Below are 22,542 nucleotides of genomic sequence, written 5' to 3' on the forward strand. Positions count from 1 at the left end.
ACGTGCAATGGTGAAGTGCGCGGGACGGGATAACGCCCGCGCGGAGGGGAGAGACGATGATGCTGCGAGTGACCTTCTGCCTGAAGCGGCTGCCCGGGCTGACGCGCGCGCAGTTTCAGGATTATTGGCGGAACCGCCATGCCCCGCTGGTGAGGGAACATGCCACGGCGCTCGGCATTCGCAAATATGTCCAGTCGCACAGCCTGACCCTGCCCGGTGCCTTTCCGCTGGCCGATGTAAGGGGCTCATCGGGCCTCGATTTCGACGGCGTCGCGCAGCTCTGGTGGGACGATATGGCAAGCTTTGCTGCGGCCGGGACGACCGAAGCGGGGCGTGTTGCGGGTGCGCTGCTGCTCGCCGACGAGCAAAAGTTCATCGACCTGCCCAATTCGCCGATCTTCCTGTCGGACGATTATCACGTCATCGACTAGACGCGACGGAGAGCCCTATTTGGGATGCCCCGTCGCGGTCACGGGTTCGCGGCTTGCCATATGCGCCTCGGCCTGTTGCCGGGTCAGTTCGGCAAGCGGCTCGAGGACGGCATTATCCTTGAGCGCGTCGATGCCCGCTGGGTCGACACCCAGCCAGTCGGCGATGACCTCTGCGCTCTGCTCGCCGCTCAGCGGCGCGGGGCGAGGGGGCGGCGCGGGCAGGTCGCTGGTCCGCGCGATATAGGCATCGCCGAACACGTCTTCCTGCAGCCAGGGGTGACCTTCGATCCGGTAGAAGCCGCGTTCGCGATAATAGGGAAAATCGGGAAGTTCGGAGAGGCGCAGCATCGGGGCGGCGGCGATGCCCGCCGCCTGCAGCATCTCCGCTGCCTCATATGGCGTGCGGTCGGCCAGCCAGGCCTCGATCCGCTCGTCGATCGCGCCCCGCGCGGCAAGCCGCTTGGCCGCGGTATCGAACGCCGTTCCCTCGACATAGCCGATGGTGTCGCACAATCGCGCCCAGTCTGCGTCGGACTCGACGGTGATCACGCACCATTCGTCGTCGCCCGCAGTGCGATAGGCGGCCCACGGCCAGTCAGTCGGGGCACCGCCCGCCGGCGTGCCGCGCACGACGTCGGCGGCGAAATGGCCGATCATCACCTCTGACTGCGCGACCTTGGCGACCCCGCCCAGCCCGGTGCGCAGCCGTCGGATCAATAGCGCCGCAACGCCGATCGCGCAGATGCGGCCCGCGACATGGTCGGGATAGACGGTGATCGAATCGCTGAAGCTCTGCGGGTCGTCGGGGTAGCGCCAAGCAAGCGTCAGCCCGGTCGACGCACGGACGAGCGGACCATAGCCCATGCGCCCGCTCCACGGCCCGGTGTCGCCGAAGGCCGAGCTTTCGGAAACGACGATCCGCGGGTTGATCGCGCGCAGTTCGGCTTCGCCGAGGCCCAGCTTCTCCATCGTGCCGGGTTTGAAATTCGAGCAGACGACGTCGGCCTGTTTGACGAGGTCGAGGAACAATGCGCGCCCGGCCTCGCTGCGCAGGTCCAACCCCAGGCTGCGCTTGTTACGATGGCCGGCCGCGAAGCTGACCGACATGCCATGCTCCAGATAGGATTGGCGGCTGCCGTCGGGGAAGGCCTGGCTTTCGATCTTGATCACATCGGCGCCGAAATCGCCGAGCAACCGCGCGCCCTCGGCGCCGACGACGATGACGCCAAGGTCGAGGACCTTGAGGTCGCCAAAGGGGGCGAGGGGAGGAACTTCGCTCGCCGCGGGAAAGGCGACGTCTTCCGGGGCAGAGAGCGGCCCCATACGCGCGCCGTCGATGGTCAGGAAGCCGTTGGGCAGCCGCGTTCCATCGCCGAGCGTCGCCACCGCCTCGCGCGCCGCCGCATGATCGCTGTCGAGAAACTCGCCGAGCGTCAGCACCGACGCGATCGGCACGCCATGCTCCTGCCCCTCGCGCTCGAGATCGACGCGATGCTTGTCGGCGAAGAAGCCTGCAATATAGGGAAGGAGGTCGGCCGACGCATAACGGTGCGACGTCCGGTCGAAATCGGGCGAGGCGAACTGCTCGGGCTCGCCCATCCAGCGGAACATGCCGCGCCACTGCCGCTTCGCGAGCAAACAGATTCGTACATAGCCGTCGGCGCAGCGCATGATCGGATATTGAAAACCGGCGCGCGGCCGATCGCGGAGCAGCAGCCCGACCGGCTTGCCCATCGTCGCGCTGCCATTGATGCCGAAGCCCGGATCGAGACCTTGTACCGCGCCGTCGAGCGCCGCGAAGTCGAAATGCGCGCCTGCGCCGCCGCTCAAGCTCCGATAGAGCGCGCCGAGCAGCGCAAAAACGGCCTGCGGGGCTGCGCATTGGTAAGCAAGATCGCCGGGCGGGATCAGCGGCTCGCGGCCGCGGATGCCCGAACGCGACAGCACGGCGGACAGCGCGTGAAGGACCGGGCCGGTCGCGCGCCAGTTCGCCAGCGGGCCGTTTTCGCCGAAGTCGCTGACGGACATGGTGACAAGCGCGGGTCGGTCGCGGCGCAGCGCAGCGAGGTCGATGCCCGCCGAACGATCGGCGATGACGATATGCGCTCGTTCGATGAGAGCGGAGGTTTCGGTCAGCGCTTCGACGTGAATCCGTTTGCCTGCTTGCGCGACGATTGTTTCCGCACCGCGATCCGCATCGGACGCGAAGCTGTCGACCTGCGCGCCCAGATCGGCAAGATAGCGTCCGATCATCGCCAGCGGACCGCGCACGCTTTCGACGATGCGAACGCCGGAAAGCGGTCGGTTGGACATGGACTTACCTTTCTGTTCGGCGCTCGGCCGGGCGCAAAATCGTCCGGCTGGGATCACGGGCGCTTGCCATATCCGGGCCGCGAAGAAAAGTTAATTAATCGACTAATTCGTTTTGCGGGCTCGGACCTTCTATGTTAGCGGCCCTGTCACGGAGAGCTGACGATGGACTTCACTTTCACCGACGACCAGCGTCAGTTGCGCGACGCGTTGCGCGGTTATCTGGCACGCAACAATGGATTTCCCGCGCGTACGGCGAGCGCCCGGAGTGCGTCGGGCTGGAGCGAATCGCTGTGGCGCGGGCTCGCCGACGATCTCGGTATCCTCGGCGTGCTCGTCGCCGAAGCAGCGGGCGGGGCCGGCGGCGATGCGGTCGACATGATGGTGGTGATGGAGGAACTGGGCGCCAACCTGCTTGTCGAGCCCTATCTTGAAACCGCAGTCATCGGCGCCTCGGCGCTGGGCGCCGCCGGAGGGCGCGAAGCCGAGCTGAAAGCGATCGCGAGCGGCAGCATGCGCGTTGCCTTTGCCTGGGCCGAGGCCGAAGCGCGCTTCGATCATATGCCGTACGATAGCGTCGCGTCGCGCACGGCCACCGGGTGGCGCCTCGACGGCGCCAAGGCGGTGGTGATCGCGGCACCGATCGCGACGCACTTTCTCGTCACGGCGCGCGCCGACGAGGAGCCGGCGCTGTTCCTCGTCGAAGCCGGTGCTGCCGGTATCTCGCTTACCGCTTTCCCGACTATCGACGGGCGCCGCGCGGCCGATATGCGCTTCGACGCCGTGGCGATACCCGAGAGCGCGCTCGTTGCGCGGGGCGCGGAAGCGATCGAGCGGTTATGCGATATCGCGACCGCGATGCTCGGCGCCGAAGCGCTTGGCGTGATGCGCGTGATGCTCGACGACACCATCGCCTTCACCCGCGAGCGCCGCCAGTTCGGGCAGGCGATCGCCACCTTTCAGGTGCTGCAGCACCGCATGGTCGACATGTATATGCAACTCGAGCTCGCAACTTCGGCTGTGTATCGTGCGGTGCTCAGTCTCGATGCCGCATCCGCCGAACGCGCGCGCGCCGTTTCGGCGATGAAGGTCACGGTCGCGGGCGCCTGTCGGTTCATCGGCCAGAATGCGATCCAGCTCCATGGCGGGATGGGCATGACCGACGAGGTCGCGGTGTCGCATTATTTCCGCCGCGCGACCGTCATCGAAAGCGAATTCGGATCGGCCGACTGGCACCGCCGCCGCTTCGCCAGCCTGTCGCGCGCGGCCTGAGGAGGGATAGATGGATATCGCCTGGAGCGCCGACGAAATCGCTTTTCGCGACGAAGTGCGCGCCTTTCTCGCCGACAAGCTCACCGACGACCTGCGCGCTAGCGGCGCGCATATGACAAGCGTTTATGCCGACCCCGATCATGCGCGGGCGTGGCAGGCGATCCTGCACGAAAAAGACTGGGTCGCGCCGTCCTGGCCGGTCGAGCATGGCGGCACCGGCTGGAGCCTCGCGCAGCGCTACATCTGGCAGCGCGAACGCATCGCCGCCGGCGCGCCGCCGGTCTCGCCGATGGGCGTGCAGATGTGCGGCCCGGCGATCATCGGGCATGGCAGCGCGGAGCAGAAGGCGTTTTTCCTGCCGCGCATGCTGTCGGGCGAGCATTTCTGGTGTCAGGGCTATTCGGAAACCGGCTCGGGCTCCGACCTCGCCAGCCTGCAATGCCGTGCCGAAGAGGATGGCGATCATCTGGTCGTCACCGGCCAGAAATTGTGGAGCACGCACGCGCATGCCGCGAACTGGGGCTTCTTCCTTGTCCGCACCGCGACGCTCGACCGGCCGCAAAAGGGGATCAGCTTTCTGCTGATCGACATGACTAGCCCCGGCATCACCGTCGTGCCGACGATCTCGCCCGCCGGCGAGAATATCCAGAACGAGATTTTCCTCGATAATGTGCGCGTGCCCAAGTCCAACGTCGTCGGCGCAATCGGCGACGGCTGGACCGTCGCCAAATATCTGCTCGAGTTCGAACGCGGCGGCGCCGCCTATGCGCCGGGGCTGCAGATCGATCTCGACGAAATCGAGCAATTCGCCAGCGCGTCGCGCGGCGACGATGGCGGACGTCTGATCGACGATGCCGCCTTCGCCGACGCCATGGCGCAGGCGCGGATCGACGTACTGGCACTCGAAATCTTCGAATTTCGCGCGATGAGCGATGCGGGGGCGGGCCGTTATCCGCATGCCATCCCCTCGCTGATGAAGATCCGCGGGACCGAATTACAACAGCGGATCACCGAACTGCGCCTGCTCGCCGCGGGACGTTATGGCATGGCTTATCAGCCGCAGGCCGGCGTGTCGGCCGGCCCCGTCCACTTTCCCCATGCGGAGGGCGGCTTTGCCGGGCCGCGCGAGGCCGCGATCGCGCCGATGCGCTACGTCAGCGAACGCGCCGCGTCGATCTATGCCGGGACCAACGAGATCCAGCGCAACATCATCGCCAAGATCATGGGCCTCTAACCCCTTTCGGAGAAACAAGATGACCGAAGTGCTCGCCGAACGTCGCGGCCATGTCCTGATCCTGACGATCAACCGGCCCGAGGCCCGCAACGCGGTGAACGCCGCCGTCCATGTCGGGCTTGGCGAAGGCCTCGAGCTGGCCGAGGCCGACCCCGAAATTCGCGCGGTGATCGTCACCGGCGCCGGCGATCAGGCCTTTTGTGCGGGCGCCGACCTCAAAGCGCTCTCGCGCGGCGAACGGCTGGAGCCAGAGGACAAGGCGCAGCGCGCGTGGGGTTTTGCAGGCTTTGTCCGGCATCCGATCGGCAAGCCGATCATCGCCGCGGTCAACGGCTTCGCGCTCGGCGGCGGCACCGAACTCGCGCTGGCGTCCGATATCGTCATCGCCGCCGACCATGCGCAATTCGGCCTGCCCGAGGTCAAGCGCGGCATCATTGCCGCGGCGGGCGGTGCTTTCCGCATCGTCCAGCAGCTCCCGCAAAAGGTCGCGATGCAGATATTGCTGACCGGAGAGCCGATTTCGGCGCAGCGCGCGCTCGACCTCGGCCTCGCCAACGAGGTGGTGCCGCTCGACCGGCTGATGGAGACCGCGCTCGATTTCGCCGATCGCATTGCGGTCAACGCCCCGCTCGCGGTGCAGGCGAGCAAGCGGATCGCGATGGGCATCGCCGAAGGGCGGATCGCCAGCGATGAGGATTTCTGGGAAGCGAACAAGCGCGAAACACGCCTCGTTTTCACGTCCGAGGATTCGCGCGAAGGCCCGCGGGCCTTTGCCGAAAAGCGCCAGCCCGTCTGGCAGGCTCGCTGAGGAAGCAGGTATGTCGGACGAGAATATCCCCATCATCGTCGGCGTCGGCCAGATCAACGATCGACCGGAAAACCCCGTGGACGGACACAGCCCGGTCGGCTTGATGGCCGAGGCCCTCCGGATCGCCGAAATGGATGCCGGAGGCGCGTTGCTTGCCGACGCCGATTATCTCGGCATCGTCCAGCAGATATCGTTCCGCGACATCCGCGACGCGCGCGACCCGCTGGCCCAGGAACTCGGCATCGCACCCGCGACGATGGTGCAAAGCGAAGGGCCGAACGGCGACAGTCCGGTCATGCTGCTCAACGAGGCGGCGAACCGGATCGGGGCCGGCGAATCCCGGATCGCGCTGGTCTGCGGTGCCGAGGCGCTGCGAACCGCGGCGGCGAGAGCGGCGGCACAGGAATCCGGTCGCCGCATCGACGCGACGCGCGAAGCAGCGCAGCGGCGCGAGCCGAGCTATGCCCAGCAATATGGGCTGGTGGCGCCGGTCGATGTGTATCCGCTTTACGAAAATGCGCTCCGTGCATCGCTCGGGCAAAGTTTCGCCGAGGCGCAGGCCGAGAGCGGGATGATCTGGTCGCTTTTTTCGGAGGTCGCGGCCGCCAATCCGAACGCCTGGCTTCGCAAGCCGGTCAGTGCCGACGAGGTGATCGCACCGTCGGAAAGCAACCGGCCGATCGCCTTCCCCTATAACAAGCTGATGGTCGCCAACGCTTCGGTCAACCAGGGCGCCGCCTTCATCGTGACGAGTGTTGCGGAGGCGCGCCGGCGCGGTATCGCGGAGGATCGCTGGATCTATGTCGGCAATGGCGCCGCCGCTCACGAACCGAACAGCCCGCTGCAGCGCGATCGTTACGACCATAGTGCGAGCATGGAGGTTTCGATCCGCCGGACCCTGGCGCTGAATGATGTCGACCCGTCGGGGCTAGACATCGTCGAATTGTACAGCTGTTTTCCCTGCATCCCGAAGCTCGCCCGCCGGATCATCGATTGGCCCGCCGAACGGCCAGCCACGGTCTTTGGCGGGCTGACCTTCGGCGGCGGGCCGATCGGCAACTATATGGGCCACGCCATTGCGAGCATGACCGATCGGTTGCGGGTGGATGGCGGCACGGGGCTGCTCTTTGCAAATGGCGGTTACGCGACGCACAATCACAGCATCGTGATCAGCAGCGAGCCGATCACCGCGGCCTCCTTTCCCCGCAGCTACGACTATCAGGAGGAGGCTGACGCGATGCGCGATGCAATTCCGGCGCTGGCGCGCGACTATCTGGGCGACGCGACCATCGAAAGCTACACGATCCTCTATCGGCGCGACGGATTGCCAAAGGCGGGCGTGGTTGTCGCCAGGACCCCGGCGGGCGAGCGGACGCTCGCCCATGTCCCACCCGGCGATGAAGCCGTGCTGCGCCGGCTGGCCGATGCGGAGGCGGATCCTGTCGGCGCCACCGGCCGGATCGTAGAGGGCGCGGCGCTTCGCGAATGGCGCTTTGCGTGATCGCGATCGGCAGGATTGAAGCGGAAGCGGCGCATCGCAGCCTCCTGACTGTTCAAAGCCGGGTAATGGTGGCATCTGTCGGCCTAATGCCGATAGGGAAAGGGATAAGTTTGCCCGCCAGCCAAGCCAGGAAGAAAAAGGGTCCGGGACGCCCGCTGACGCCGCTGATCACGCGCGAAACGGCGATCCTTGTGTCGATCGACCTGCTCGATCGCAAGGGGCTCGACGCGTTGACCGTGCAGGCGGTGGCGCGCGAACTGAACGTCCAGGCGCCGTCGCTCTATTATCATTTCAAGAATCGCGACGAGCTGCTCCACATGATCGCCAGGACCTTGCTGGTCGAGGTGGGGCAGGGCGAAAAGCCGGGCTCGTCATGGGAGGAGCGGGTGATCGATCTCGCGGTCGCGACGCGGCGCGTGATGTTGAACCATGCGCATGCCGGGCCGTTGATGCTACGCTTCTTCCCGCGCGAACTGATGCTCGGTGCCTATGAACGCGGACTGTCGGACTGCCCTTATCCGCCCGAGCATCACCTTGCGGTTCTCGAGGCGCTCGAAAAGCTGACCTATGGCAAGTCGCTTTTCGACGCAGCGGCCAAGGCGCACGACCATGCCGCGATGCCGCCGGTGGATGCGACGCGCTATCCGCTGCTGGCCGCGGCAATTGCCAAATCGCCGGTGTCGGACGAGGCGCTGTTCGTCGAAACATTGCAGGTGCTGCTCGACGGTTTCAGATTTCGATACGGACAGAGAGGCGGAACGATATGATCGAGGGCGGATGCAATTGCGGCGCGGTGCGTTACCGCGCCGAAGGCGACCCCATCGTGGTGGCGCAATGCCATTGCACCAACTGCCGCCGGCAGTCGGGCAGTGCCTTCTCGGTCAACCTGCTCTTCAAGGGGGCGGCCGTCAGCCATGACGGCGAACTGTCGGTCTATGAAGACAAGGACACCTTCTCCGGCAACGCGGTGCTGCGCAAATTCTGCGGTCGCTGCGGGTCGCCGATCTTTTCGGAGCCCACCGACGGAAAGGGGCTGTTGATCGTCAAGGCGGGAACGCTCGACGATCCGGCCCCCTTTGTTCCGACAGTGAGCGTCTGGACGTCGACCGCGCTGCCTTGGGTTGTGCTACCCGAAGGGCAATATGCGTTCGAAAAGAACGCCTGACGCGAACTGCCTCTTTCTGACGGCTCAGGCGGTGTAGCCGCCGTCGACGACGACCTCAGTACCCGTTACGAAGCTGCTTTCGTCCGAAAGCAGGAACAGGACCGCACCAACGCTCTCTTCCGGTTGCGCGACCCGCCCGAGCGGCGTCAACTGCGCCCCGCGGACGAGGGCCTCGCTGTTCGTCGTCTCGGTCAGCAGACGCGTTGCGAAAAAACCCGGGATCAGGACATTGACGCGAATGCCGCTGGGCGCGAGTTCCTTGGCCGCCGCCCGCGACATCCCGATCACTGCTGCTTTTGCGGCCGAATAGGCGACGAGATTCGCATGGGCTTTCGTGCCCGCAGGCGATGCGACATTGACGATCGAGCCGCCGCCCGATTCCAGCATCACGCGCGCGCCCTCGCGCATGCCCCAGAATACGCCATTCTGGTTGACCGCGATAATGTCGGCCCACTCCTCGTCGCTGATTTCGATCAGCGGGCGTGTGGCACCGACCCCTGCATTGTTCACAAGCCCGTCGATCCGGCCGAAACGCTCCACCGCGAAGTCGACTGCAACCTTCCATTCCTCGGGCCTGGTGACGTCGAGCGGCACAAAATGGGCTTTGCCGTCGAGCGATGCCGCGATCGCCGTTCCCGCGTCCCGGTCCCGGCCGCCGAAAACGACCTGCGCGCCCTCGTGTACCATTCCGCGAACCTGCGCTTCGCCCATCCCTCGGGTCCCGCCCGACAGAAGAATTATTTTCCCCGACAACCGGCCTTCCATCGAACCTTCTCCCGCAAGATCTGCGGCACCACAGCCCTCATGGGCCATCGGAGCCTATTATCTATAGGGTATAAATATATTTCCTCGGTTGCAATGGGCCGTTCGCCGCGAAGTTCCGGCAACAGGCTGTCAGGGATTGGCGAGTGCAAAGTCGATGGCGGCGCGCACCGCCGCGACCTGCGCCTCGATGCACTCCTCCGGCGATGTCCGCGGGCTGTCCGGATAGACTTCGGTGGTTGTCGTATATCGCGCTCCCGTGATCGCGCCGCAGAGACCAAGCTCCTGCAGCGGATATTCGATCACGCCATGGGCCACGACCGGTGAGCCGATGATTTCGCCATTGTCGTCGGGGGGAGCGATGTGGGTTACGCTCTCGACCGCGGCGATAATCGCCTGCTGGAATGCGGGCTGCCGATTCGCGCTGTCGTCGACGACATAAAAGCCGTCGGGGATCAGTTCCAGATCGTTGACCTTACCGTCGCGCGCCGCGCGCGCGGGCCCGAATTCGCTGGCGTCGGTGTCGGTCGTTTCATGAAGGTCGATATGCATCAGAAATGGCGACTGTACCGACGCGATCAACTCGATGAGCGCCGTCGCTTCGCGCGCCGGCCCGTCGGGACGAAAGTTGCGGTTCGGATCGACGGCGTCGTAATTCCATCGGTTGATACGCTCATAGGCCCACGGGCTGACGCAGGGAATCGCGAGAAGATTGACCTTGCCCGCATAGTCCGATGCGGCGGTTTCCATAAACGTCAGCGCGCCGAGGACGCCGCTCGTCTCGTAACCATGCACGCCTCCCGTCACGAGGGCGGTCGGAAGATGGGGCGCGAACGAGCGGTCGCGAAGCGCGAGCAGCGGGTATGTTTCCCCGGCATAATCAAGCTCGCCATAAACCACCCGATCATAGCGTCCGGCCAATGCGTCGATACGGGGCATGATATCGACATCGTAGCGGCGCTGGCGCGATTGCTGGTTCCGCCACGCTTCGATTTCGGCGGCGCCCCAAGGCTCGCCCGGCGTTCCTATCGGATAAATATTCGACTTGGTCATGATGCCTATCTTCTCGCTACTCGTCACTACCATTCAACCATATATATCGCCGTAAAATATTGAGATCACGCTAGAAAATATATTTCGCCCGAAATGACCGAGCGGCAGTCGGTCAAAAACTACGCTTATGAAAAACAAGGAGAAATTTCGCGGTTCGGCGAGACCTCGAATCCGAAGACTATCGATCGCTATGGTTGATCTGACATTGACTCCATTTTCGCGAATAAACGTCCAATAACAATTGACAATGGTGTCTGGCAAAGAGATATTTGACGAACGACCAATATGAGTTCGCTAAAGCTAGGCGGCTATCCGGTGGGGCCGGGTGCGAAGATTTCCATGTGAGCAGTCTGGCGGGCGATCATGGCCGGACTGATTGAAATGGTTGGACAGGGGCAGGCTCATGACGAAACTGGCACGGTCGTGCACGGCGGTTGCATTTGCGATGTTGGCAGCGGCCATAACTTATCCCGCGCAAGCGGCGGAGGAAGACGAGCGCGGGACGACCGTTCAGATCACACCCTATGTCTGGGCAACGGGGTTCGGCGGGACCCTCCGCCCCGGGCCGGGCGCGCCGACCGTCCATATCGACAAGAGCTTCGGCGAACTGATCGAGGATGTCGATGCGGCCTTCTTCGTCAGCGGGCTGATCAAGCATGATCGCCTGGTGATCGTCGCCGACCTCACGCATTCCTCCTCGTCACGCGAGGGACTGGTGCCGACCGGAAATCCGGCGCTTCCGGTCGTCCCGGCCGAAGGCAAGCTGAGCCAGACGTCGGCGACGGCGCTCGTCGGTTACCGGGCCGTCGAACAGGAAGGTGCCTCGCTCGACGTGCTCATCGGCGGGCGGGCCTGGTGGATCCGCCCGAAGGCGGCAGTTCCGGCGCTCAATCTTTCGGCGAGCGCAAAGGCGAGCTTCGTCGATCCGGTCTTTGCGACGCGCCTCAACATCAAGGCGTCGCCGAAACTCTCGTTCCTGCTGTACGGCGACATCGGCGGCTTCGGCGCGGCGTCGGACGTGACGGGGCAGGCGGCCGCGACGGCGAACCTGCGCGTCGCGAAAAATATCTGGCTCTCGGGCGGCTACCGTTATCTCTATGTCGATTACAAGAGCGGCAATGTCCGGACGAGCGCCGCGCTCGCCGGTCCGCTCCTGGGCGCGACGGTCGCATTCTGATCGGCCGGAAGGCAGGCGCGGAGCTTCGATAGGGACTTTCGAACTGGACAGGGGCGGGCGATGAACATGACGGCTTTGCGTTGGGGACTGGGTGTTGCGGCGGCGGTCCTCGTTTCTTCCTTCTCCGTCGGCGTACAGGCTCAGGATCCGGCGGCATCCGAAACGTTGTTCCGCAATGTCCGCGTGCTCGACGTGGTGAAGGGGCAGTTGGGTGCGCCGACCAATGTGTTGATCGAGGGCGGCCGTATCGCGAAGATCGGCGGTGACATCACTCCGCGCGGGCCTGCGAAAATCGTCGAAGGCGGCGGCCGCACGTTGATGCCGGGCATGATCGACGTGCATGTCCACTTGACCTTCGGCGCACTGACGATGCCGCAGATGCTGTCGCCCGACCTCACCCCCGAAAAGGCCGAGGATGCCGCCGGGCGCCAGGCGCATGATATGTTGCTGCGAGGGTTTACGGCAGTGCGCGACGCGGGCGGTCCGATTTTCGGTCTCAAGCGGCGGATCGACGCCGGCGATGTCGTCGGGCCGCGCGTCTGGCCGTCGGGGGCGGTGATTTCGCAGACCAGCGGGCATGGCGACTTCCGGCTGCCGAGCGAGCGGTCGCGGAAATTCGGCGGAACGGTTTCGCGATCCGAACTGTTCGGTGCCAATTTCATCGCCGACGGCACCAGCGAAGTGCTGACCGCGACGCGCGAGAATCTGCGTTTCGGTGCCAGCCAGATTAAGCTGATGGCGGGCGGCGGGACCTCGTCGGATTACGATCCGATCGACGTCACCCAATATACGTTCGAGGAGATGAAGGCTGCCGCCGACGCCGCGGCGGACTGGAACACCTATGTGATGGTCCACGCCTATACGCCGCGCGCGGTTCGCCGGGCGATCGACGCGGGCGTGAAATGCATCGAGCATGGCCAGCTTCTCGACGAGGCGACGCTCCGCGTGATGGCCGAGAAGGGCATCTGGCTTTCGACCCAGACGCTGGCCGACGACAATCCGAACATGGACCCCAACCGGCGGGAAAAGCGTCGCGAGATCCTCGCCAACAATGCGGCGCTTTGGCAGAATGCGAAGAAGCTCGGCGTGAAGCTTGCCTGGGGCACCGACTTTCTGTTCGAGCCCGAACTCAACGCCGAACAGAACGCCTATCTGATCCGATTGAAGTCGTGGTTCACCCCGGCCGAGATCGTCAAGCTGGTGACCTATGACAATGCGCAGCTTCTTGCGCTGTCCGGCCCCCGGACGCCCTATGCGGGGAAACTCGGCGTGGTCGAGGAAGGCGCGCTCGCCGATCTCATCCTTGTCGACGGCGATCCGCTCGCCAGAATCGACCTGCTCGGCGATCCGGCAAAGAATTTCGACGTGATCATGAAGGATGGCAAATTCTACAAAGGCGGCCAGTGAGCGGTCGGGCGCTTCGTGCGCGGATGCCGATGGCATGAGCGCATCGCCCATCGGAAAGGTCCCGGCCTGGACCGCGGCCCTACCGGTCCTCGCGCTTGTGCTGATTGCCGGCCTTGGCGCGCAGGTCGTGGGAGCATGGAATGCGGGCATCCTCGCGCTCGCGGCCCTGAGTTCGTAAGCGTTCGGCCCGCCGGGGCGGGCAAGGAGGAGTGAAGCCTGTGTCGACCCTGTCCATGATGCTCCGTTTCGCAGGCGTCTTTTCGGTAATCTGCGGCGTTCTTGCGATCCTCAACCCGCTGGCCGCAACGATGGCGGCGGTCACGCTCGCCGCCATTGCCCTGGTCCTGTCGGGCGGAATTCAGCTTGCCGGCGCCTTTTTCGAAACGGGATGGCGGACGCGCGCGCCATCGCTGCTGACGGCGGGCGCCGCGCTCGCGCTTGGCCTTTCGATCCTGTTTCATCCGGTCGCCGGCGCCCAGGCGCTCACCATCCTGATGGGCATATTGCTGCTGGTTTCTGGGCTCGGCAAACTGGTGTTGAGCTTCTCGCACCGCGAGGATTCGAGCTTCTGGCCGCTCCTCGTTTCGGGCGCTGTTTCGCTGCTGCTCGCGCTGCTCGTCTATCGTCACCTCCAGGGCGGGCGCTCCGCCATATTGGGCACGTTCCTGGGCGTCGAACTGATGCTCAACGGATTGGCGTTGCTGGCGGTCGCGGCGCTTGGCCGCCGGGTTCTCGCGGAGGTGCGGGGCTGATGCGGCGGATCGCCGCCTGCGCGGCGATCTTGCTCGGCGGCTGCGCCTCCTGGCCGCACGACAGATACGCCGCCTGTCCGGGCGCGCCCGAAATGCCCGTCGTTACGCGTCTGGCCGACGGGCGGCAGAGCACGACGCTCAGCGTGTTGATCTACAATGTCGAAGGGCTGCCGTGGCCGGCGCGCAAGAATCGCGGTCCTTCGCTCGACCGGATCGGCCAGACGCTCGCCGGTTTGCGGGCCGAGGGCCGGGCGCCGGACGTCGTTCTGATGCAGGAGAGCTTTACCAGCCGCGCGGCGCGGATAGGTGCGCGTGCGGGCTACGCCAACGCGATCGGCGGGCCGAAGCGATCGGATATGGTGAAGGACCCGGCCGTCGCCCGCGAATTTGTCGCCGAACGCCGCCGCAAGAAGGGCGAGCGGGCGCCCAAGCTGATGCGAAGCGGCCTTTATGTGCTCAGCGATTTTCCGGTCACCGAAATGGTCCGCGAAGGCTTCGCGCGAAAGGCGTGCGCGGGGTTCGACTGCCTTGCCGCCAAGGGCATGATGCTGGTGCGGGTGACGGTGCCGGGCGTGCCGGCGCCGATCGATATTTTTACGACGCATATGAACTCGGGCCGGGCGGCGCGTGTCTCGCTCGAACGCTCGGGCGAGGCGCATCACTATCAGGCGCTCGAGGCGGCACATTTTCTCGACAAATATCATGTGCCGGACAATCCGCTGATCATCGGCGGCGATTTCAACATGCGGAGAAGCCCCGACCGGTTCGATTTTTTTTCGACCGCGATTCCCTATACGATCGTCCATCGCCGGTGCCTCGAGAAGGCCTCGGCCTGCGAGGTCAAAATGTCATGGGACGGCGACGAGCCGTGGCTCGACACCCAGGACCTGCAGGCCTTCGACAATGGCAAGGCGGTGTCCGTCGAACCCATTCGCGTCGAAGCGATGTTCGACGGTTCGGACAATGGCGCGCGGCTCTCCGACCACGACGGCTTCCTTGTCACCTATCGCCTGTCGTGGCGAGCGAATGTGCCGCGAAACGCCGACACGGGATGTCCCGGGATGTCCGGACAGGCCACTCGGCGTTCGTCCGGTCTTCGTGCAGGATAGGGGGCAGGCACGCTCTTTCGATATTCGGTTCCGGCACGGATCGACGGCGGGCGACGATGACCATGTGGTCACGGCGCGTTCGATGAACGGGAAATATGACATCGGCTCGACCGGGAATGTCCGAAAGCTCGATCTCGGCGTCGACGAGGAAAATGGGTTTTCAGGCGACGTCAGCGGGAAGTCTTCGACGAAGAAGATGTGGCGCGGAAGCTTGTCGAGCCTGCTGGCTGAACGGCGGCGCCTGCGCCGGGTTTTGCCGATTTTACCAGTTCGAGGAAGCAGTCGCACGCTGTTGCCTGAAGCTGCGGCATGGTATCCTGCCAATATTTGCCATAGCCGGCAAACACGGCGATCCCCTCGACCGAGGACAGGATGAAGGTCGACAGGACAGAGCGGTCGCTTGCCGAAAGGGCGGGATTCAGCTCGGCAATGATTTCGTCGAAGCGTTGATGCTCGCGAAGATAGAGTTCGTCGACGCACTGTTTCGCAAAAGGGTCATGATTTGCGAGCGACCATAGCTCGGGGAACAGATAGCTGGTCTGACGCGTCGTCCCATCCTGAAGGATGAAGGAAATCAGCTGGGTCAGCTTGCCCTCCGGATCACCGGCGGTGCCGTCGGTCGCTTCGGTAATCGCCGCTTCGTAACTGCCCGATATCGCCTGCAGAAGCGCGCGGACGAGATCGTCCTTCGACTTGAAATAATAGGAGATATTACCCGCCTTCATGCCGCATTCCTTGGCAATGCGACGGAGCGTCATGTCCTTGTAGCCATGCTCGACGAGCACCGAGACAGCGGTTTTCAGAATCAGTTCGAAACCTTCCTGGCCGCGCGCATATCCGCCTTCGCGCGGGACGAATTTCAAAACCGAAAAATTGAGGTCGGGCACCCCGATACCTTTCTTCCAGCCCAGCTTCGGGCGTGAACCACTATCTCCGAACCTTCCGGCCGGTAAAGCGGTAAAGCCGTTCGCGCCATCAAATGCAATTCTTGACATATGTCAAAAATATAGAGAGCTTTCTCGATGGTAGGAAAGGCGATCGTTGCCGTTCCCAATGCTCCGAAAGAAGGCAAGATGGATACAAACCGAACAACAGCTCCGCACAAGCTTGTGCCACTCGATCCCGCCGTGGCGATCGATGGCTTGCACCCGCTGCCCGATCCGGAAGGGGCGGTGGTGCAAGGAGGAGCGCGCTCCTTCTACCGGAGCGCCGATGGGCAGATCGACGTCGGGGTCTGGCAAGGGTCGGCCGGGCGGGTGGCCATTGCAGCCTATCCGAGCGACGAACTGTGGCACATCGTTTCGGGCAAGGTATACTTCGTCAGCGAGACCGGCGAGGCGCAGTCCTTTGGCGCCGGGGACTGCTTCGTTCTGCCGAAAGGCTATTCGGGCACAGCCGAATTCAGCGACAATTTTCGTAAGGTTTACGCCATGTCCCCGGCTCTCGGAACGGTTTAACCGAACCCGAAAAGGAACCCGGCGCAGTTCTTTGGAAATGCGCCGGGCTAGGTCAGGGAGTGCTACCCCGTTCAGATGCAGTGGGACCTCACGTCAGAGGGGCCGGATATTAGAAGCGCCCGTTGATGCTCACGCCAAAGGTGCGCGGGGGCGAATAGCCGCTCAGCGAATTGTCGAGGAAGGTGACCGGATTGCGTCTCAGCACCCGGAACTGGTCGAGAACGTTCTGGACGAAGAAGGTTATCCCGTATCTTTCGTCGGCGTCCTGCAGCGTCAGCCGGAGATTGAGATTGAAGAAATCATCGGTCTTTCGCGCCGGGCTGAGCTGGGGCGCCTTCACATCGTTGCCGGTCGAATAATAGGACCCCTGCACGAAACTGAAATCGACCTGCGGCGAGATCAGCGCTGCGTCGTTCGCCACCGGCAGATCCAGTCGCACCAACCCGTTGACGGTCCAGTTGCCGGTGCCCGGAACGGTGTTTCCCGAGCGATCGATGGGGCCCGAGCCGGTCGGTTCGATGAAGCGCTTGTACTTGCCTTTCTGCCACCCGGCGCCGAGCTTCGCGGTCAGCACCTCGATCGGACGCGCGGTGGCTTCGAATTCGAAACCGTAGAACTCGACCTTGTCGGCGCTGCTCAGAAATTCGCGGGCGAACTGGTCGACAACCTTCTGGTGATAATTGTCGACGTCGTAATAGAAGGCCGCGAGGTTGGTTTGCAGGCGCCGATCCGCCAGCGTCAGCTTGACGCCGGTCTCATAGGCAAGAACGGTTTCCGGGCCGATGGAATTCGCCTCGGAAATATCGACGAGCGCCGCCGTGTTGAACGCTCCGCTTTTCACGCCGCGCGACAGGCTCGCATAGAGCAGGGCGTCGGGCGATGGCTGGTAGTCGATCGCGAGCCGGCCGCTCCAGTTTGTCCAATCGAGCTTTTGCTGCGTGCGGTCGAGGCCGGACAGGTCCGTGACGTCCGAGAATTTCGGGTGAAGCGGATCGATGGTCGCGCCGTTCACGAACGTCGTCGCGCCGTCATAATTGGCGAAGGTCAGGTCGAGCGAGCGCCTGTCCCAGGAAACGCGGCCGCCCAGCGTCAGTTTGAGCTTGTCGGTGAACTTATAGTCCCATTGCGAGAAGAGCGCGAACGACGACAGGTTTTGCTTGTAGATGCTGTAGGTCAGGAAGGCCGCAGGGTCGTTGCCGAAATAGCCGAAGGCCCCCGAATCGTCGCCGGCGAAAAACCAGATGCTCCCGTCGAGCTTTTCCTTGAGATAATAGGCCCCGAGGATGAACGACAGCGGTCCGTCGGTCTGCGACGTGAGCCGGGCCTCCTGCGAAAACTGCTTGCTGTGCGCGGTGCCGCCCTGGACGCCGTAAAGCGCGGTCTGCACGGGACCGGCGCCATAGCCGAGATCGAGGAGGCCGATCTGGGTGCCGTCGAAGAAGTTGGTCGAAAGACCCGATTTGATATCGAGATAGCCCGTTATCAGATCGAGCCCCACCGGGCCCAGATCGACTTTCAGGCGTGAAGACAGTTCGCCATATTCGACATTCTCATATTGCGCGAGTTCCTGACGGATTTCACGCTTTCCGCCCAATGTTTCTCCGGTCAGATTGTTGACATCCTGTTCGGTGGGCCGGATCGCCGGATCGCCGTTATATTTGCCGTATTGAGCCTTGATCAGGACGCTGGCGTTCGTTGCAAGGTCGACGTCGAGCAGCCCGCGGATGGCCCAGCGATTATCCTTGCCGATCCGCTCGCCGTTGTTGATGTTGATGAAATCGCCGTCGTCGCGGCGACCGAAAAAGGCGATTCGGCCGCGGACGCTGTCGCCGACCAGCAGACCGCCGACGGCCAGGTTGAGCGTCCGCTCGCCATGTCCGGCAATCGACGCCGAACCCGATCCCTCCAGACTGTCCGTCGGGCGCCGGGAGATGAACTGGATAGCGCCGGCCGAAGAGTTGTAGCCGAACAGCGTACCTTGCGGCCCCTTCAGCGCTTCGACCCGCTGGAGGTCGAACAGCGCGAACCCCTGACCCGTGACGTTGTTGATCAGGATATCGTCGCTGTAGATCGGGACGGGTGTATTCGACGACGGATTGAAATCGGCGTTGCTCATACCCCGCACCGAAAAGAGCGGCGCGCTCGCTCCCAGCGTATTGGTCGCGCTCATGTTGGGGATTTGCTGAACGATCTGGGTCGCGTCGTTGAACCGGAAGCGCTCGAGACTGTCGCCGCTGATGGCGGTGATCGCAATCGGGACGTCGTTGATCCCCTCTTCGCGGCGCTGCGCGGTGACGACGATGTCGTCGCCGCCCGATCGCGCGGCGTCTTCAGCCGGCGACTGCTGGGCTGCGGCCGGCATCGTACCGGCCACCGCGCACGCCGTGGAGAGCAAAAACAGGCACGTCTTCTTCATTTCGGATCCCCTTCCAAATCAGCGGCCGGGGAGCGTCTGTCGCGCTCCGCATGTCCAGCCATGTCTCAATATTAGATAAATGTCCAAAATTGGTCAATCGTCTTAAATTATAGTCTAAATAGATGAATATATTCAATATTATTCCAATTCGACGGGATCGGGTGTTGGGCAAACGCCATCGTTCGCTTTCGGACAGCGCGAGTCGAAACGAGAGTCACAGAAAATTTGACATATGACAAATATTGTGTTCGGAGAGCCATCCGGACAGAATTGGAAGAGGGCATCAGCAATGAGTGACGATAGATCGCAAAAGAGTTTTCCGTCGCGCCGGGCGGTGTTGGCCACGGCAGCGGCGGGCGTCATGGCATCCTCAATCGCGCAGGCGCGTCCCGCCAGCGGTGGAAAGGACAAGGGCGACTATGACGCCATCATCGTCGGGGCCGGCTTTGCCGGACTGACGGCAGCGCGCGAGCTTAAGCGGCACGGCTACAAGGTGCTGATCCTCGAGGCGCGCGACCGGATCGGCGGCCGGACCTATACCGCAGAGTTCGATGGCAAGCCCAACGACATGGGGGGCACATGGGTGCATTGGTTCCAGCCGCATGTCTGGGCGGAGATCAACCGCTACGGTGTCGAACTGGAGGAGTCGCCGGGGAATTTTGCCGATGACGTCATCTACCTCGACGAAGCGGGGACGCGCCACCACGCCAAATTGTCGGAGCGGGGGGCCGAATTTTACGGCCCTGTCCAGACGATGTTCGCGGATGCGCGTGCGATCATGCCGCGGCCGGCGGAACCGTTCGCGGACCCGGGTTGGATTGCGGCCGATACGATTTCCGTCGCGGACAAGATCGCCGCGTCTTCGCTGACGCCCGAGGCCCGCATTCTGGCGGCGACGATTTTTGCGGCGAGCAGTGGCGGTGCGGCGGAGAATGTTTCGTGGGTCGACATCGTCCGGCTGGTCGCCCTCAGCGGCTATAGTCTCGAGCTCGAGTCCGATGTCGTAAGCCGCTTCAAGCTCAAAGGTGGAATGCGCTCGCTATATTCCGCACTGGCTGACGATTGCGGGGCAACAATTGAGTTGAACAGCCCGGTGGCCACGATCGAAACGACGGGCGACGGCGTGCGCATCATCGGCACGAACGGCAAGGCCTGGTCGGCCCGGGCCGCGATTTCCACCTTGCCGCTGAACACGCTCAAGGACGTCGGTTTCCGTCCGCCGCTTCCCAGGCAGAAGCTCGACGTCTCGGTCGAAGGCCATGCGGGCAAGGCAAACAAGATCCACATCCTGATCGAGGGCGAACGGCCGATCTTTACGGCTTGGGCGCCGGGGACCGGCCCCAGCCCGATCAACCATATGTTTTGGGATGGCGCAGCGAACGGTCGCACGCATCTCATCGCTTTCGGCTCGGGCGATCACCCGCTCCGGATCATGGACAAGGGCGAGGTGCAGAAAGTGGTCAGGCAATTCCTGCCCGACGCGGTTGTGGTCGACGTCAAGGCGCACGACTGGAACAACGACCCCTATTCGAGAGGGGCTTGGTGCATTTCGCGGCCGGGGCAGATTTCGAAGGCGCTCAAGGATTTGCAGGCGCCTCACGGCCGAATCTTCTTCGCGAGCGGCGATTGGGCCAGCGCTTGGCGCAGTGCGATCGACGGCGCGATCGAACAGGGAATTACAACATCGCGCGCCTTGCATCGGCTTCTGACCGGGAATTAGGAAATCGGGTAATCCGGCTGCCGCTCCGACGCGATCGTCATCGGCGCAGGGCTCTCGGGTCTCAGGGCGGCGATCGCAGGCGCGCAGCAGGATAAACTCCTTGGCGGCTGTGGCACAGCCTTGACGCCGACGTCGAGCGGAACAGTCCGGTGCCCACGGTCTAACAGGATGCGGAGGGCGTGCGTGTCGTCAGCGCGGGCGCACCTATTTCGCCAACGCAGAGCTGCGACCTTCAAACCGACAGAGTTGGGGGGCGTCGGTTTGGCCAGTGATTACTGTTACTTGGTGTCGATTGACACCGTCACTCCCACTCGATGGTGCCCGGTGGCTTCGAGGTATAGTCGTAGACGACGCGGTTGATGCCCTGCACTTCGTTGATGATGCGCGTTGCGCAGCGGCTGAGGAAGCTGGCGTCAAAGGGGTAGATGTCGGCGGTCATGCCGTCGGTCGAGGTAACGGCGCGCAAGGCGCAGACATGGTCGTAGGTGCGCCCGTCGCCCATCACGCCGACCGTTTTCACGGGTAGCAGCACCGCGAAAGCCTGCCAGATCGCATCGTAGAGCCCGGCATTGCGGATTTCCTCGAGATAGACGGCGTCGGCCTTGCGGAGGATGTCGCAGCGTTCCTTCGACACTTCGCCCGGAATGCGGATCGCGAGGCCGGGGCCGGGGAAGGGGTGACGGCCGACGAAGATGTCGGGGAGGCCAAGCTCCTTGCCAAGCAGGCGGACCTCGTCCTTGAACAGTTCGCGCAGCGGTTCGACGAGCTTCATGTTCATGCGCTCGGGCAGGCCGCCGACGTTGTGGTGGCTCTTGATCGTGACGCTAGGTCCGCCGGTGAACGAAACGCTCTCGATGACGTCGGGGTAGAGCGTGCCCTGCGCGAGAAAATCGGCGCCGCCGATCTTCTTCGCTTCTTCCTCGAACACGTTGATGAATTCGGCGCCGATGAACTTGCGCTTCTTCTCGGGGTCGGTGACGCCTGCGAGGCCCGCCATGAAGCGCTCTTCGGCATCGACCACGACCAGCGGGATATTGTAATGGTCGCGGAACAGTCGCTCGACCTGCTCGCGCTCATTCATGCGGAGAAGGCCGTGGTCGACGAAGACGCAGGTGAGCTGCTCGCCGATCGCTTCGTGAATCAGTACCGCGGCCACCGCGCTGTCGACGCCGCCCGACAGACCGCAGAGCACGCGCTGGTCGCCGACCTGTTCGCGGATCTCGGCGATCTTGGTGGCGCGGAACTCGGCCATCGTCCAGTCGCCCGAACAGCCGCAGACGTGGCGGACGAAATTGGCGATCAGCTTTGCGCCGTCGGGCGTATGGACGACCTCGGGGTGGAATTGCGTGCCGTAATAGCGGCGCTCGTCGTCGGCGATCAGCGCGAAGGGGGCGCCGTCGCTGATCGCGACGATGCGGAAGCCGGGGGCGAACTGCGTGACGCGGTCGCCATGGCTCATCCAGACCTGATGGCGCTCGCCGACCTCCCACAGGCCGTCGAACAGGACGCAAGGCTCGGTGACAGTCAGGAAGGCGCGGCCGAACTCGCCGTCGCGTTCGCCATCGGCGCCGCCGGGCTCGACCTGTCCGCCGAGCTGCTGGCTCATCACCTGCTGGCCGTAGCAGATGCCGAGGATCGGCAGGCCGCTGTCGAAGACGGATTGCGGGGCGCGGGGGCTGCCGGATGCAGGAACAGAGGCGGGTGAGCCCGAGAGGATCACGCCCTTCGGTCGCATGCGTTCGAGCGCGGCTTCGGCAGCGCTGAATGGCACGATTTCGCTGTAGACGCCTGCTTCGCGGACACGGCGAGCGATGAGCTGGGTGACCTGGCTACCGAAATCGATGATCAGGATCGATTCAGGGGCGGCGGGAGAGTCGGGAGTCGGCATGGCTGGCCGATAAAGAGGCGCGGCGTCGCTGTCCAGCCGCCAAGGCGATGCATCGGTCGACCTTTTGCCGCGCTGCCACA

19 protein-coding genes are annotated in these 22,542 nt (G+C 63.8%); 13 read left to right on the forward strand and 6 right to left on the reverse strand.

Features of this window, described 5'->3' with window-relative positions:
* The first annotated feature begins 56 nt into the window (after positions 1–56).
* Positions 57–431, forward strand: coding sequence for an EthD domain-containing protein (locus tag LH19_RS02995; protein WP_201258410.1), 375 nt, complete (start codon positions 57–59; stop codon positions 429–431).
* 15 nt (positions 432–446) lie between these two features.
* Here LH19_RS02995 and LH19_RS03000 read toward each other — a convergent pair whose 3' ends face one another.
* Positions 447–2,744, reverse strand: a complete 2,298-nt coding sequence (locus LH19_RS03000) for a CaiB/BaiF CoA-transferase family protein (RefSeq protein WP_054724809.1) — start codon at positions 2,742–2,744, stop codon at positions 447–449.
* 162 nt (positions 2,745–2,906) lie between these two features.
* Between LH19_RS03000 and LH19_RS03005 the strand changes: the two genes are divergently transcribed.
* The 6 genes from LH19_RS03005 (at position 2,907) to LH19_RS03030 (ending at position 8,721) form a co-directional block, all read left to right on the forward strand.
* Positions 2,907–4,013: an acyl-CoA dehydrogenase family protein gene (locus LH19_RS03005; RefSeq protein ID WP_054724811.1), complete on the forward strand. Its 1,107-nt coding sequence runs from the start codon at positions 2,907–2,909 to the stop codon at positions 4,011–4,013.
* Positions 4,014–4,023: 10 nt separating this feature from the next.
* Complete coding sequence (locus tag LH19_RS03010) at positions 4,024–5,247, forward strand: acyl-CoA dehydrogenase family protein (RefSeq protein WP_054724813.1); 1,224 nt, start codon at positions 4,024–4,026, stop codon at positions 5,245–5,247.
* A gap of 19 nt (positions 5,248–5,266) precedes the next feature.
* Positions 5,267–6,055 carry a crotonase/enoyl-CoA hydratase family protein gene (locus LH19_RS03015; RefSeq protein ID WP_054588806.1) on the forward strand — a complete coding sequence of 263 codons (789 nt, stop codon included), beginning with the start codon at positions 5,267–5,269 and terminating at the stop codon, positions 6,053–6,055.
* 10 nt (positions 6,056–6,065) lie between these two features.
* Positions 6,066–7,556, forward strand: a complete 1,491-nt coding sequence (locus tag LH19_RS03020) for an acetyl-CoA acetyltransferase (RefSeq protein WP_054724815.1) — start codon at positions 6,066–6,068, stop codon at positions 7,554–7,556.
* Positions 7,557–7,666: 110 nt separating this feature from the next.
* Positions 7,667–8,323, forward strand: a complete 657-nt coding sequence (locus LH19_RS03025) for a TetR family transcriptional regulator (protein WP_054724817.1) — start codon at positions 7,667–7,669, stop codon at positions 8,321–8,323.
* Positions 8,320–8,721, forward strand: coding sequence for a GFA family protein (locus tag LH19_RS03030; RefSeq protein ID WP_054724819.1), 402 nt, complete (start codon positions 8,320–8,322; stop codon positions 8,719–8,721). The genes LH19_RS03025 and LH19_RS03030 overlap by 4 nt, the downstream gene beginning before the upstream one ends.
* A 24-nt stretch (positions 8,722–8,745) precedes the next feature.
* Here LH19_RS03030 and LH19_RS03035 read toward each other — a convergent pair whose 3' ends face one another.
* Both LH19_RS03035 and LH19_RS03040 read right to left on the reverse strand, forming a co-directional pair.
* A complete protein-coding gene (locus LH19_RS03035; RefSeq protein WP_082395396.1) occupies positions 8,746–9,534 on the reverse strand; it encodes an SDR family NAD(P)-dependent oxidoreductase in 789 nt (262 codons plus the stop codon).
* A gap of 81 nt (positions 9,535–9,615) precedes the next feature.
* Positions 9,616–10,536: a M14 family metallopeptidase gene (locus LH19_RS03040; RefSeq protein ID WP_054724823.1), complete on the reverse strand. Its 921-nt coding sequence runs from the start codon at positions 10,534–10,536 to the stop codon at positions 9,616–9,618.
* A gap of 403 nt (positions 10,537–10,939) precedes the next feature.
* Here LH19_RS03040 and LH19_RS03045 point away from each other — a divergent pair, with 403 nt between their 5' ends.
* The 4 genes from LH19_RS03045 to LH19_RS03060 all read left to right on the forward strand — a co-directional run bounded on the left by LH19_RS03045 (position 10,940) and on the right by LH19_RS03060 (position 14,981).
* Complete coding sequence (locus LH19_RS03045) at positions 10,940–11,713, forward strand: hypothetical protein (RefSeq protein ID WP_054724825.1); 774 nt, start codon at positions 10,940–10,942, stop codon at positions 11,711–11,713.
* 60 nt (positions 11,714–11,773) lie between these two features.
* Positions 11,774–13,120, forward strand: a complete 1,347-nt coding sequence (locus LH19_RS03050) for a metal-dependent hydrolase family protein (protein WP_054724827.1) — start codon at positions 11,774–11,776, stop codon at positions 13,118–13,120.
* A gap of 218 nt (positions 13,121–13,338) precedes the next feature.
* Complete coding sequence (locus LH19_RS03055) at positions 13,339–13,872, forward strand: HdeD family acid-resistance protein (RefSeq protein ID WP_054724828.1); 534 nt, start codon at positions 13,339–13,341, stop codon at positions 13,870–13,872.
* A complete protein-coding gene (locus LH19_RS03060; RefSeq protein ID WP_201258412.1) occupies positions 13,872–14,981 on the forward strand; it encodes an endonuclease/exonuclease/phosphatase family protein in 1,110 nt (369 codons plus the stop codon). The genes LH19_RS03055 and LH19_RS03060 overlap by 1 nt, the downstream gene beginning before the upstream one ends.
* 170 nt (positions 14,982–15,151) lie before the next feature.
* On the opposite strand, the gene LH19_RS03065 is transcribed toward LH19_RS03060, so the two are convergent.
* A complete protein-coding gene (locus LH19_RS03065) occupies positions 15,152–15,868 on the reverse strand; it encodes a TetR/AcrR family transcriptional regulator (RefSeq protein WP_054724830.1) in 717 nt (238 codons plus the stop codon).
* A gap of 135 nt (positions 15,869–16,003) precedes the next feature.
* Between LH19_RS03065 and LH19_RS03070 the strand changes: the two genes are divergently transcribed.
* On the forward strand, positions 16,004–16,438 hold the full coding sequence (locus LH19_RS03070; RefSeq protein ID WP_054724832.1) for a cupin domain-containing protein: 435 nt from the start codon (positions 16,004–16,006) through the stop codon (positions 16,436–16,438).
* A gap of 109 nt (positions 16,439–16,547) precedes the next feature.
* On the opposite strand, the gene LH19_RS03075 is transcribed toward LH19_RS03070, so the two are convergent.
* Positions 16,548–18,854 (reverse strand): TonB-dependent receptor, encoded by a 2,307-nt coding sequence (locus tag LH19_RS03075; RefSeq protein ID WP_054724834.1) that lies wholly within the window; start codon positions 18,852–18,854, stop codon positions 16,548–16,550.
* Between the two features lie 289 nt (positions 18,855–19,143).
* Here LH19_RS03075 and LH19_RS03080 point away from each other — a divergent pair, with 289 nt between their 5' ends.
* The gene (locus LH19_RS03080; RefSeq protein ID WP_158514387.1) at positions 19,144–20,574 is read left to right on the forward strand and encodes a flavin monoamine oxidase family protein; all 1,431 of its coding nucleotides are present in this window, start codon (positions 19,144–19,146) and stop codon (positions 20,572–20,574) included.
* A 301-nt stretch (positions 20,575–20,875) separates the two neighbouring features.
* On the opposite strand, the gene guaA is transcribed toward LH19_RS03080, so the two are convergent.
* Positions 20,876–22,462 carry a glutamine-hydrolyzing GMP synthase gene (gene guaA, locus LH19_RS03085; protein ID WP_054732929.1) on the reverse strand — a complete coding sequence of 529 codons (1,587 nt, stop codon included), beginning with the start codon at positions 22,460–22,462 and terminating at the stop codon, positions 20,876–20,878.
* Between the last annotated feature and the right edge of the window lie 80 nt (positions 22,463–22,542).

It is taken from the genome of Sphingopyxis macrogoltabida, from assembly GCF_001314325.1.
Classification (GTDB): domain Bacteria; phylum Pseudomonadota; class Alphaproteobacteria; order Sphingomonadales; family Sphingomonadaceae; genus Sphingopyxis; species Sphingopyxis macrogoltabida.